This is a genomic window from Mesonia mobilis DSM 19841 (assembly GCF_000423405.1).
In the GTDB taxonomy this organism is placed as follows: Bacteria; Bacteroidota; Bacteroidia; order Flavobacteriales; family Flavobacteriaceae; genus Mesonia; species Mesonia mobilis.
Genome location: NZ_AUHX01000004.1, coordinates 166,922 through 180,774, shown reverse-complemented (window position 1 = coordinate 180,774; position 13,853 = coordinate 166,922). Strand labels below are relative to the sequence as shown.

General features: G+C 35.7%; 11 protein-coding genes. All 11 read left to right on the top strand.

The window, feature by feature from the left end; genetic code table 11:
• The first annotated feature begins 1 nt into the window (after position 1).
• Positions 2-1,138 carry a glycosyltransferase family 4 protein gene (locus G551_RS0103475; RefSeq protein ID WP_027884262.1) on the top strand — a complete coding sequence of 379 codons (1,137 nt, stop codon included), beginning with the start codon at positions 2-4 and terminating at the stop codon, positions 1,136-1,138.
• An 11-nt stretch (positions 1,139-1,149) separates the two neighbouring features.
• Positions 1,150-2,274, top strand: coding sequence for a glycosyltransferase (locus G551_RS0103470; protein ID WP_027884261.1), 1,125 nt, complete (start codon positions 1,150-1,152; stop codon positions 2,272-2,274).
• Positions 2,271-3,308, top strand: a complete 1,038-nt coding sequence (locus G551_RS0103465) for a glycosyltransferase family 4 protein (RefSeq protein ID WP_027884260.1) — start codon at positions 2,271-2,273, stop codon at positions 3,306-3,308. Before G551_RS0103470 ends, G551_RS0103465 begins: the two co-directional genes overlap by 4 nt.
• Entirely contained in the window at positions 3,305-4,471 is a 1,167-nt protein-coding gene (locus G551_RS0103460) for a glycosyltransferase family 4 protein (protein ID WP_027884259.1), read from the top strand. Before G551_RS0103465 ends, G551_RS0103460 begins: the two co-directional genes overlap by 4 nt.
• 646 nt (positions 4,472-5,117) lie before the next feature.
• A complete protein-coding gene (locus tag G551_RS0103450) occupies positions 5,118-6,509 on the top strand; it encodes an asparagine synthase-related protein (RefSeq protein WP_027884258.1) in 1,392 nt (463 codons plus the stop codon).
• Positions 6,502-7,572, top strand: coding sequence for a glycosyltransferase family 4 protein (locus G551_RS0103445; RefSeq protein ID WP_027884257.1), 1,071 nt, complete (start codon positions 6,502-6,504; stop codon positions 7,570-7,572). The genes G551_RS0103450 and G551_RS0103445 overlap by 8 nt, the downstream gene beginning before the upstream one ends.
• Positions 7,572-8,750, top strand: coding sequence for a glycosyltransferase family 4 protein (locus tag G551_RS0103440; protein WP_027884256.1), 1,179 nt, complete (start codon positions 7,572-7,574; stop codon positions 8,748-8,750). The genes G551_RS0103445 and G551_RS0103440 overlap by 1 nt, the downstream gene beginning before the upstream one ends.
• On the top strand, positions 8,747-9,793 hold the full coding sequence (locus G551_RS16150) for an exostosin domain-containing protein (protein WP_051191234.1): 1,047 nt from the start codon (positions 8,747-8,749) through the stop codon (positions 9,791-9,793). The genes G551_RS0103440 and G551_RS16150 overlap by 4 nt, the downstream gene beginning before the upstream one ends.
• Positions 9,794-9,797: 4 nt before the next feature.
• Positions 9,798-10,328 (top strand): LbetaH domain-containing protein, encoded by a 531-nt coding sequence (locus tag G551_RS0103430; protein ID WP_027884255.1) that lies wholly within the window; start codon positions 9,798-9,800, stop codon positions 10,326-10,328.
• Entirely contained in the window at positions 10,325-11,653 is a 1,329-nt protein-coding gene (locus tag G551_RS0103425; RefSeq protein WP_027884254.1) for a glycosyltransferase family 2 protein, read from the top strand. Before G551_RS0103430 ends, G551_RS0103425 begins: the two co-directional genes overlap by 4 nt.
• A 403-nt stretch (positions 11,654-12,056) precedes the next feature.
• Complete coding sequence (locus G551_RS0103420; RefSeq protein ID WP_229797303.1) at positions 12,057-13,133, top strand: glycosyltransferase family 4 protein; 1,077 nt, start codon at positions 12,057-12,059, stop codon at positions 13,131-13,133.
• Positions 13,134-13,853 lie beyond the last annotated feature (720 nt).

Here is a 13,853-nt window from a genome sequence, read left to right as displayed (position 1 = left end):
AATGAAAATTTCCATTTTACATCCCTTTACTCCCAAAGCTGCCGGCGTGGTAGAGCAACGTGTACGTACTTATCATAGCCAACCTCATTTAAAAGCCTTGCAACTCTATGCACAGGATCATGGAGGTGAAGTTGCTATGGAGTATTTTACCCATCAACGGAAATCTTATCAATTAACAGAAGGTGGGGTTGCCTACCGGTTTTATCCGGTAAGTTGGCAATTAAACGGCGATCATCGCAAATGGAAGAAACAAACTTCTAAGGCATGTTTAAAAGCTTATCAAAAAGAAGCTCCCGAGGTAACCATCATCAATATGTCCGGGCATTCCAGTCCCTTTTCTCACCAACTCGCTAAAGAACTACGAAAGCAAGGGAAAGTTTATATTCCGATGTTGGGCGGTCAACATTATACAGAAAATCCGGAAAATTATGAGTATTATCAACACGCGCATCATATTTTAGTACATACGCACATACAAAAAAAAGAAATGGAAACGATGTCGATGTTTGCAGGTAAAGATATACGCGTTTTTCCTTTGGGAGTAAATACTCTAGACTTTAAACCGGCAGAAAATTCTAAAAATAATACATCGCCCGAATTATTGTATGTTGGTAGAATAGTCGAGTGGAAACGAATACATTTAGCGATGGAGGCTATAATTGCATTGAAAAAGGCAGGATTTTCTAATGCACATTTAAATATTATTGGCCCGGTAAGTTCTCCAATTTATTTAAATACCTTAAAAGAGTTAGTAGAGAAAGAGTCTTTGGATAAGAATGTGTCCTTTTTAGGTCATAAAGAACATCACGAACTTCCTCAGTATTTTCAAAAAGCTGACTTATTTACTTTACCAAGTGATAAAGAAACCTTTGGAATGGTGATGATCGAGGCGATGGCTTGTGGGACTCCAGTAGCCGGAATTGATTGTCCCGGCGGTCCTGCCGATGTCATTACTACTGATGAAAATGGGATTTTAGTTAGCCCAGAAAATTATTCAACAGTAATTGTTGATTATTTTACAGATCGAGAAAGATTAGAGCGTCTACAAAATGCAGCCCGAAAAAAAGTAATTCAAGAATATAGTATTGAAGCCACTTATCAAGTTTTAAAGACATCTGTTGAAGATGCACTAAAGTAGTACGTAGTTCTATGTCTGAATTTAAAATTATTATTTACACCCCGCAAGAACTTAATCATGCTTCTTATATACATACCGGTTTGTTTGAGCTAGAAGCAGCCGGGGAGATTGCTGTAGAGGTGAGGTTAAACTTAAACAAGCGTTTAGGGCGTTATGCCATACAAGATGGCGAGTTAAGCACAAATACGAAGCCTCATCCTAAAACATCGTTTTACGAGCTTATAGATACAACTACCGGAAAGAAGATTAGTTTTGCGACCGATCTATATGATTTTGCCGATCAATTTTCTAAAGAAGCCTTAGAACAATGCGACTTTGTGTTTAAGCGGAGTTACGAAAGAAAATATATACAAAAATTACCTGAAAATCTTCAACAAAAAATACACCCGCTAGGTTTGTGTTTTGGCGTGCGTTCAAGTTATCAAAAAACCTGGTTTCCTTTTTTGTTAGGGATCTTAGGAAGTAATTTAAGCATACAAACCAAACTTGATCGTTGGCTATTGCAACGTTGGAAAACTACCTGGAAAAGCCAACAAAAGCATTGGAAGTTTATAAAGACTGCTCGAAAGCTTTCTCGCTTTCAAAATTTTACTAAAGCGCAAAAAGAGCTTATTTTGTTTCAAACTCGCTGCTTTAAAGAAAATCAGCAAGATGTTGTAGAAATTCATCAGCAACGCTATCATCTCATAAAATTGTTAAGAAAAGAATTTCCAAAGCAATTTAAAGGTGGATTTATTGAAAATGAGTTTTTTTTGGAAAAATACCGAGATGCTGTTTCTAATGTTCCCAGTGATCCTGAAAAATATTTAGATGTCTTAAAGTCGGCTAAAATCGTCATATATACAAGAGGCCTAGCCAACTCTCCTGCCTGGAAAATGCCTGAATATCTTTCACAAGGGAAAATAATTATTGCCGAACCTTTAACTACAGAGTTACCGGTCACTTTAGAAGATGAAGTACATTTATTATACTTTCGTAGCGATGAGGAACTAGTCACTCAAATTAGCAGGGTTTTAAGCGACGAAGCTTTAGGGAATCGCTTATCGGTTAATGCTCGGGAATATTTTGAGGATTATATTTCACCGGAAAAAAATGTAAAACGTATCTTATCCATGATGGGAAGTTCAAAATTATGACCAACTTGAATCAACTAATTGTACATCATCGTTCTAGTCACCACGCACGCTATTCAGGCTATGCACGATTGATCGATTTTTTAGACGAACCTCAAATTATCCAAGGAAAAAATATTCTTCCTTACCGATTAGCGAAGGGGATTAGTCAATTATCAAATCAGCAAGCAGGGCTTTACGATTCTAAGAGTGTGCAAAAAGAAGTGGAGTTATACCGGCTTCTAAGAAATACTAAAACTCCGGGTATTGTTCATTACCTTAATGGAGAACGCGATGTACGCTATGTATTAAACTATAAAAAAGCTTCTCGGTCTACTAAGTTTTGTGCAAGTTTTCATAAACCTCCTGAAATTTTAAAAGCTACCGTTAAAAATATTCGTTATTTAAAACAATTAGATGCTGCAATTTGTGTAGGTGCTAATCAAGTAGATTTTATCAAAAAATGGTTAGGCATTGATCAAGTAAAGTATATTCCTCACGGAGTGGATACTACTTTTTTTAAACCATTAATCCATAAAAGATCTGCAAAAAAAATGTTATTTGTAGGGCAGCATTTACGAGATTTTGAAATGCTAAATAGAACCATTCCTGAAATTTTAGCCAAAGATGCTTCAGCTAGTTTAGATGTTGTTTTAAAAAAAGAATTTCAAGCTAAGGTTCAACTTACTTCAGATCGTGTTCGTATTCATACCGGAGTGGATGACGAAACTTTAAAGCGATTTTATCAAGAAGCCAGTTTTTTATATTTACCCTTAATAGATGCCACGGCCTGTAATTCTATTTTAGAAGCTTTAGCTTGCGGATTGCCTATTGTAACTTCTGCTGTAGGCGGAAATATGGCCTACCTTAGCGGAAGTGAAAACTTTTTAATTCCCGCTAATGACGAAGAACAATTTATCGCAACAGCTTTAAGTTTGTTAGCGCAGCCGGATTTGTGCCTGAAGATCGGGCAAAGTTCACGAGAATTAAGTATTCGTTATGATTGGAACAATGTAGCTAAAGCGGTTGAAGTTTTTTACCAAGAAGTGTTAACATGAAGACTAAAAGTTATAAAATTGTAATTTTTGATGGTACTTTTCAAACCACCACCTTTATTCGTCGGCTTATGCAAGGTCTGGTTAGTCATAGGCACGAAGTGTATGTTTTGGGATTTAATCTTCATAATCCTTCTCCGGTACAAGGAGTGAATTATGTTTCTTTAGGTAGTAATCAAAATAAATTTGAATTTATAAAAACAAGTTTACGATATCAAGGGCCAAAAGTTATAAGTCAACTTCTAAATTTAGAAAAAAGAAAAATACAAGAAAAAAACTTTTGCGAAGTCATTGAAAGCATTCAACCTGATCTTATACACGTGCAATGGAATTCACTTTTACCTTGGGTTGAACCCTTTTTAACTCATCAAAATTTTCCTGTTATTTTAAGTCAGCGTGGTTTTCAAACCAACATCAGGCCTTTTGTAAATAAGGAAAATTATAATTATTTAAAACGAATCTATCCATTACTAAGTGGATTACATTCTGTATCAAAAGCTATTTCCGATACAGGTAACAGAATAGGTATTCCTTTAACAAAAGTTGATCATGTCGTATATACCGGATTAAACCTTGCAGAATTCCCACCTATAGAACCTTATCGTTCAAGAAAGCAACTATCTATTATTTCGGTTGGAAGAGCGCATTGGATCAAAGATTATGGGATGGCTGTTCGTGCTTGTGCTATCTTAAAACAACGTCATATTAATTTTCAATATAGCATTCTTGGGGCAGCGGGAGACGAAGAGTTAACCTACTTGATCCAAGATTTAAAATTAACGGAGTATATTCAACTGCTTCCTCAGTTACCTTTAGAAAAAGTAAAAGCGATGGTCAAAACTTCTTCCCTTTCTTTAATGACGAGTATCGAAGAAGGAATCGCCAATGTGGCGGTTGAAGCGATGGCATTGGGTACTCCGGTAATCAGTACGAATTGTGGAGGAATGGAAGAATTGATTACTCATGGAAAAGAAGGTTGGATCGTGCCGATTCGTGATCCATTGGCTTTGGCAGAACAGATCGAAGCTTTTACAAAGCTAACTGAAAAAGAAATTGAATCGATTCGACAAGCAGCTCGTTTAAAAGTGGAAACTAATTTTAATGAAGCTCAAATGGTTATTGGGATGGAAGGATTGTATCGACAGGTATTGTCTAGTGAAGAATAAGAAATTGAATTTGAAGTTGAATTCGAAACTGAAGTTGAAGATTATTTCTCGACTTCGTTTGAAATGACAGTTCTATTGGAGAATATAGAGGCTAGAGATTAGAACCTAGACTTAGAGTTGATAATGGTTAGTAGAGAGTTAGTTTGCATTGTTCAATGGGAAATAAATGGTGAGTAGGTTGTAGGAAGTTGGGAGACGGAAGACGGAAGAGAGGAGTTGATCCTTCGACAAGCTCAGGATGATAAAAGGAATTTGAAACTGAAGCGATATCTTGACTTTTCTTGAAGTGACAGTATTTAGAACCTAGAGGTTGGATTTGGTTGAGGAAGTTATTTTGTGCGTTGATTCATGGGATTACGAATCGAGTTTGGAATGACGGTTTCTTTCGATAAGCTCATGATGAACCACCCCGCCCTTTGGGCACCCCTCCTTGAAAAGGATGGGAGTTTTTCTCTTTCGCAAGGCTCTGGATGACGGGTGAAGTTGAAGATGAACTCGAAATTGAAGTTGATTCTACGACAAGCTAGGAGGTTAGTTTGCTGTGATCAACGGTGGGATTTGAATTGAAAGGGTTAAAAAATACTAAAAGTAGGAGCTTGCTCTTAAAATTTTATAAATTTACCTCCTAACTGATCAAAAACATTCTGTGAAGAATATTACCACTCCCATTATTCCCGTTCAGCCAGATTTTGTTGAAACAACAAAAAACAAAACTATCAACCATAAAGCTATTTGTCTCTTTGCGGCCACTGGTTTTTTTTGGGAAACCGACACCTATTGGGAGAATAAAAAAACTTTGTATCCTGCGACTAGTAATGAGATTGATGAACACCATCGTTTAGTTTCTAGTTATCCATATTTTAAATGGAATTACACCCCTAAAAAGAACTATTCATTTGAAGAGGCTTTAGAAGACTTTACCGGATTGTTTGAAACGATCATTGATGAGCAAATTGGTGACCAACAAGCGATCTTACCCATTTCCGGAGGTTTAGATAGTCGTACGCAAGCGGTAGCCTTAAAGCATTTAGGGAAAAAAGTGACTGCCTATAGCTATTCTTTTAGTGGCGGATATGCTGAAAGTGCTATTGCTCAACAAATCGCCAAAGCATGTGATTTTGAGTTTCAGGAGTTTTTTATCCCCAAAGGTTATTTGTGGAATGTCATTGAAGATCTTGCAGAGATTAATCAATGTTATTCAGAATTTACGCATCCAAGGCAAATGGCCGTCTTGCCGGAATTTGAAAAGATGGAAGGTGTTTTTTCGTTAGGTCACTGGGGCGATGTACTTTTTGATGTTGGCGCTCCGGAACATTATACCGAAAAAGATTTGGTGCAATTGGTTAAGAAAAAAGTGATCAAAAAGGGCGGACTAGCATTAGGAACTACACTTTGGAACGATTGGAATCTTGAAGGTGATTTTGAAACTTACTTAGAAGAGCGAATACAAAGGCTACTCAATAAAATTGATATTGATCACGTAGGCGCCAAGATGCGCGCTTTTAAATCTTTATTTTGGGCTCCACGATGGACCTCGACCAATCTTTCTGTATTTGAAAAGGCTCATCCTATTACTTTACCCTATTACGACAATCGTATGTGTAAGTTTATTTGCAAGGTGCCGGAAGAATATTTGGCAAATCGAAAACTGCAAATCGCTTATATCCAAAAAAGAAATCCTGCAGTCGCAAATATTACTTGGGAAGATCAGCGTCCTTTCAATTTAAATAACTATCACTACAATAAAATGCCCTACAACCTTGCTTTTAAGTTAGGAAGAAAATTTAGAGCAGGAATCCAAAAAATTCAACAGAAGAAATTTATTCAGCGTAATTGGGAGCTTCAGTTTGTAGGAGAAGAAAATGAGCGTCATTTAGAAGGTTATCTGTTTAATCAAAAATTTGCTGAATTTTTACCTTCAGCCACCACCAAAAAATTCTACGATAAGTTTAAAGAGAAAGATGATGTATTTTACTCGCACCCTGTGAGTATGTTATTAACTTTATCGGTTTGGAATAAAAAATTTAACGATGCCTAATACAAAAATCAAGGTTTTATATACGATTCCTAATTTTAAAACTGCAGGGAGTCAATATGTAGTGTTGAGTTTATTTAAACATATTGATACTTCTAAATTTGAACCTTATGTGGCTGTTGAGAAATTTCCTGAATTGAAACCCGAAATTATACCTGAAGAAAATTTCTTATACTTACCTAAAAGCGGAAATAACTTTACAGATCTTAAACAAATCATACGTATCTTAAAGAAAAAGCAAATCAAAATTGTTCATTCCTGGGATTATAAGTCAACTTCTATAGAAGCACTAGGGGTAAGATTGGCAGGTTGTAAATATTTATATACCAAAAAAAATGATGCTTGGTCTAAACGCTGGTTATTAAAGAGCTTAATTTCTACGCATATTGCTTACGATCATCCTGAAATGAAAACCAAGTTTTTTAATACCTTCTACCTTAGAAGAAAAATTAGTTTTATACCCCATGGTGTCGATGAGAAACATTTTCATAAGGAGAAACTGTCTCAATCGAAAAATGATGAAATTGTAAGATTAGGTTGCGTAGGAAATATTAATGCAAATAAAAATCAGTTATTTATTATTAAAAATATGAAATCGCTTCCTGACCATATTCATCTTTATTTATATGGAAAAGCTGATGAAAATTATTTAGCAGATATAAAAGCTTATCTTTCTCAATATCAATTATCAAATAGAGTACACTTAGAAGGTTTTGTAGCTAATAATGATTTGCCTGCTATACTAAATCAATTAGATGTTTTTTTATTGGCTTCTAAAAAAGAAGGCTTGCCAGTATCTATCTTAGAGGCTTTGGCTTGTGAAACGCCTGTATTAGCTTCCGATTCTGGAGGAGGTACAGCTTATATCGCCAGCGAGGGTGATGGTGTGCTTATTTTTGAAACTGATAATGATCGTGAATTTCTAGATGGTATCTCTAAGCTTTATAAAGATGAAGCATTAAGAAATGGTTTAGGAAAGGAAGGAAGAGTTTTAGTAGAAAAAAAGTTTACTTTAAAAATGGAACTGAATACCTATGAGAAACTCTATCAAAAATTAGTTTATTGATGAAAATAGGAATCGTACTTGCACAACCTCCGGGCTATTCAGAAACTTTTTTTAATTCAAAAATTAATGGGTTGCAAGCGCAAGGTTTTGAGGTCACCTTATTTTGTCAACAAAATAGGAGTGACTTTACTGCTTGCCAAGTAAAAACCTTTCCTGCGAAGAAAAGAAATCCAATAACTTTAGCTTTTTCCTTCTTAACTACTTATATCTCGTTACTTCCTTATTTAAGAAGAATCGTCAAGTGGTATCGACTCGAAAAGCCAAGCAATTTTATCAAGTTTTTAAAGCGGGTTTATTTAAATGCTCCTTTATTAAAAGCAGACCTAGATTGGTTGCATTTTGGTTTTACTACGATGGCCTTGGGTAAAGAAGCTTTAGCCAAAGTGATCGGTGCACAAATGGCGGTAAGTTTTCGAGGTTATGATATTAATGTATATCCTAAGAAACATCCTAGTTGCTATATAAAAGTGTGGAAGCACGTAGATCGCGTACATGCGATATCTAATTATTTAGTTAAAGAAGCACAAAAGGTAGGTTTACATAAAAGCACATCTAGTCATATCATCACACCGGCTGTTAATGTAAATAAACTTCAAGAATTAGCTCCTGTGACTAAAATCAACAAGTCAAAATTAAGGTTAATCACTATAGCACGTATGTCATGGATCAAAGGTTTAGATTTTTTAATTGAAACCGCTTCTCAACTCAAAGAAAAAGGTGTCGATTTTGAATGGTTGATTATAGGTGATGGTGGAAATCAAGAAAAAGAGCGTTATCTTTTTCACGCTTATGAAAAGAATCTAACAGGTGAGCTGAAATTTATCGGAAAAAAATCTCATCAAGAAACTTTAACCTTACTTTATTCATCAGATATGTATGTGCAAACCAGTTATAATGAAGGTTTCTGCAATGCTGTTTTAGAAGCACAAGCCTTAGGGAAGCTTTGTTTTGCATTTGATGTAGGCGGTTTACCTGAAAATATTATTCATAAAAGAACAGGCTGGTTGGTTAAAGCTTTTGACACGATTCAACTGGCTGAAAAAATTATAGTGGTAAGTCAACTTTCTGTGGAAGAAAAGTATGCAATCAGTACTCAAGCGATAGAGCGAGTGCAAACTGAATTCAATATTGAAAAACAACAACAAGCGTTTGTGAATTTTTATCAATTGCCTTTATGAAACTATTCTATCCCAAAGAACATTATAACTCAACATATCGAGGACTTTTATTCCCGTTGCTAAAGGCATTTATTAAAAACAAGGCTTTTACGGATGCGCAACGTTTGGAGCTTTATGGAGTTTCTGAAAAGGACTATCGTTTTGTTGAACAATTAATAAGAGCAGATGTGGTGGTCTTACCTATGGCTTGGAACTATTATGTAGCGACTAACCAGCTTGATTCTGCTCATGCACTTATTAAAGCTGCTGCAAGGGAGCAAAAAATCGTTTGGAGTTGGAATGCCGGAGATTTTGGGGTGAAAATACCTAGCTATAAAAATGTAAAAGTTTTTCGAATGGGAGGTTATATTTCTCGAGCTCAACAAGGTCACGAAGGGATGCCTGTATTTATCTCCGATCGTTTATCAGACTATCAATTGCCGAATCATTTTGGACTCGATTATACCGAAAAGCCTATCGTGGGATTTTGTGGGCAAGCAAATGGATCCCTTATCCATGCTTATTGGGAACAATCGAAAATCATTTTTAAAAATTTGCAGTCTTATGTCGGGATGAGCAAAAAAGAATCCCAAGCCGTTTTATCTTCGACTCGTTTACGAGCACAGTTGTTGGCAAAGTTAGCAGCCAGTAATTTGATCACCGATCGTTTTATACTTCGACAGCATTATCGAGCGGGCGTGAAAACCAAGGCGGAAAAGCAACAAACCACCGATGAGTTTTATCAAAATATAGCGCAGTCTGCCTATGTGCTTTGTGTGCGGGGTGCCGGAAATTTCTCCGTTCGTTTTTATGAAACCTTGATGATGGGAAGAATTCCCGTGTATGTAAACACTGATGGTTTTTTACCATTGACCAATCAAATTGACTGGCAAAAGCATGTGGTTTGGGTAGATATAAAGGATATTCACCGTATTGATGAAACTGTGCATGCTTTTCATCAACGACTGGATCAAAACAGCTTTCAAAATTTGTTGAAGTCTAATCGAAAACTTTGGGAAGAGAAATTAACATTACAAGGATTTTTTGAATCTCAAAAAGTTTAGTCAAATGAATCAATTTAATTATTTTTTTAAAGATATTCGTGCTTTATTGGGAAAGAATAAGTATCGAATTTTACTTATTTTTTTTAATAGGTCTTTCTATGGCTTGTTAAGTTATCGAATTGATCGTTCCTTGTTTTTATTATTTAAATCAAAATATAGATTTTTAAGGATTTTATTGGCTCCTTTTTTCTTTTTATTACAAATTATCTCTAATTGTGATATCCACTATCTTGCAGATATTAATGGCGGTATAAATATACATCACCCAAGCTTGGGAATCGTTATTTCCGGAAAATCAATTATTGGAGATGGATTGACTCTAACTGGTGGAAATACAATAGGTATTAAAAGTGGAAACCCTGATGGAGTAATAAGACTTGGAAAAAATTGTAATTTAGGCGCTAATTCTTGTATTATAGGTCCTTTGACGCTTGGTAATTCTATGAAGATTGGAGCTATGGCTTGTGTTACTAAGAGCTTTGTAGAAAACAATTTAATTCTAGTAGGAGTACCCGCTCAACCAATTTCGACATGATCTTCACCTTCTTCAAATACCTACAGCCTACCAATTATTTCGGATTAATTCGTTATGATCAAACTTTTGCATTTCCTAAAGTTGACGCCTTGCCGAAAGAAACAATTCAGCAGTTAGAAAAAGACGAAGGTTTTGTTTCAGAAAAATCGAAGGCTTACGATCTATCTTGGCAAGCTTTGCAAAAAGGGTATATTGGCGATGCTGAAACTTATCAAAGCTTTGAGCAGCTGCCGCTAGCCGATGAATATCGATTTCTTCATAAGTATTTTCATCCGGTTTGGTGTGTGTATGTGCTCCTATTACGACTATTTAGTTTTAAAAATCCTTTCCGAGAGATTTCGGCCTACCTGAAGGGGAGAAAAACTCAGCGGAGTCAATACTTACAATCACCGCTGCTATATCCTGCTTATGAAAATTTTCAGTCTAGTCTAATTGAATCGAAACCTTTTATAAGTATCATTATTCCTACTTTAAATCGGTATACTTATTTAAAAGATGTCTTGAAAGATCTTGAACAGCAAGACTACTCACATTTTGAAGTGATTATTGTCGATCAATCAACACCTTTTCAAAGTGAATTTTACGAAGGCTGGAATTTAGATCTCAAAGCGATCTATCAAGAAGAGAAAGCTTTATGGCTCGCTCGAAATCGAGCTATTCAACAATCAAAAGGAGACTACATCTTGTTGTATGATGACGATAGTCGCGTAGACCCCGATTGGATCTCGCAGCACCTGAAAACTTTAGATTTTTTTAAAGCTGAAGTTTCTTCGGGCGTTTCTATTTCAACTTCCGGAGCAGAAGTGCCACAGAATTATTCATTTTTCAGAATTTCCGACCAATTAGATACCGGTAATGTATTACTCAACAAAGAAATTTTTAAAACCACCGGATTATTCGACCGTCAATTTGAAAAACAGCGCATGGGCGATGGCGAATTTGGTTTACGAGTATATTTACATCATTTTTTGAATGTGTCAAATCCGTATGCTAAACGTCTCCATTTAAAAGTAGGTTCCGGCGGACTTCGAGAAATGGGGAGTTGGGATGCATTTCGAACTAAAAAATGGTTTGCTCCACGACCTATTCCTAGTGTTTTGTATTTATTTAGAAAATATCACGGCAATCATCAAGCTAGGTTAGCTTTGCTAAAAACGGTTCCGCCTTCTATTATTCCATATAAATTTAAAAAGAATAAGTTAATGCTTTTGGTAGGGGCAATTTTATCTGTATTCTTGCTGCCGGTCATTTTTATTCAAGTTTATAAGTCTTGGAAATTATCGAGTAAGAAGCTAAAAGAAGGAGATCGAATTGGAACGTTTTGAAGTGTTTAGTTTATAGTTTACAGTGTTCAGTTTGCAGTTTGCAATGGTAAGAAATAATGAAAAGTATCCTTCGACAGGCTCAGGATGACGAATTGAAGTTGAAATTGAAGTTGAAAGATTTCTCGACTCCGCTCGAAATGACAGCGTTAGTGGAGAGTTTTTTGAGTTGTCATACAGCTTGAAGCGGTAGCGGAATGAAGTATCTTTTGAAATTGAAGTTGAAATCGAAATTGAAATTGATTCTTCGACAGACTTAAGATAAAAACCACCCCGCCCTTTAGGCACCCCTCCTTGAAAAGGATGGGAGTTTTTGACAGTTGATCCTTCGACAAGCTTAGGTAATAATATAAATGAAATAAAAAATAGTAGTATAAATAACTTGAAATCAAAACAAAAACTTTTATTGGTTACATCTGAATTTCCTCCACAACCCGGAGGGATTGGGAATCATGCTTGGCATTTGGCTCGTTCGTTTCAAGCTAACCAAATCGACGTGCAGGTTATTTCAGATCAGCGTTCCGGGGAAGGAAAAGAAGAGCGTGATTTTGATAGCACTCAGGATTTTGAAGTTATTCGCATTCCTCGAAAGAAGCTTATTTTTTTAAGTTATGTTGATCGTATTTTGAAATCTTTTCAGCTTGCTAAAAAAAATGATATTGTTTTGCTTTCCGGGAAATTCTCTATTTGGATTGGCGGTTTACTCAGTTTATTTTTAAATAAAAAATATGTAGCTGTTTTACACGGTAGTGAAGTATTGTTGCCTTCGAAAGTTCAACGAAATTTTACCGATTTTTGTTTACAACGTTTTGATCGACTCATTGCCGTATCTAATTATACCAAAAGCTTGATCGATCACTTAAATTTAGAAGTAGAAGTGATTCCTAATGGCTTTGAAATTTCTGAATTTGCTAACCAAGTTCGAACATTATCATCAGATTTTAAATTGAATTTGGTCACAGTAGGTAATGTGACTCCGCGAAAAGGTCAACATAACATCATCGAAGCTTTGCCGGAGATCAAAAAGAAATATCCGCAAGTTAAGTATCATATTGTAGGAATACCAACCACCAAAGATCGCTTAGTAAGTTTGGCTGAAAAGTTGAATGTTGAAGAACATTTAATTTTTCACGGAAGAGTTTCAGAAGAAGAGAAACTTGATTTATTGAAGCAGGCCACTATTTTTATGATGCTGAGTGAACACACTTCAGCAGGAGATGTAGAAGGATTTGGGATCGCTATTTTAGAAGGGAATGCCTTAGGTTTACCGGGAATTGGCGCTAGAGGTTGTGGAATTGAAGATGCGATTGCTCATCAAAAATCTGGTATATTAGTCAATCATAAGGATAAAGAAGAAATTGTTGATGCTATCGATACTATTTTAGGCAATTATTCTCAATTTAGTAAAAACGCAATAGAGTGGACGCAACATTTCACTTGGGATAAGATTATTCAACAATATTTGGAGGTGGTTAGAGGTTAGTGGGGAGTTGGAAGTTTTTTAGGAGTTGTATAAAGTATAATGTATACTGTGTTTGTTGATCCTTCGACAAGCTCAGGATGACTTTGGGAAATTGAAGTTGAATTAAAAATTGAAATTGAAGAGATTTTAGGTTTTCGAGTATTCGTGTTTACGAGTTTTTGAGTTGGTTTAGTTAAATTATTTTGTGTTTTCATTTATAAGATCCCGGATCAAGTCCGGGATGACGGGTGGAGTTGATCCTTCGACAAGCTCAGGATGACTTTGGGAAATTAAAGTTGAATTCGAAATTGAAAGATTATCTCCTATTTCGGGATTACAGTTTGTGAGTTTCCTGAGTTGTCATGCAGAATGAAGCGGTAGCGGAGTGAAGCATCTTTTGAAGTTGAATTTTATCTTAAGAGGCTTAGGATGATAATTAAAAAATACAATCTAGCGGCGAGCGCATAGACTTTTGTATTTTTTTAGTGAAATTATTTTGTGCTCTCATTCATGAGATCTCGGATCAAGTCCAGAATGACGGGTGGAGTTGATCCTTCGACAAGCTCAGGATGACAGCTTTGGATAGATAGTTTTTCGTTTATGGAAATTGAAGTCTAGAAACCGAAATATATCTTATCGTACTTAGGTTGAAAAACTTCAGAAAACATTTTAATAATTAGTATACTTGCAAAGGACTAGTTTAATCATAAACTTGCTTTGATTTCCTTTTTTTAATCATTC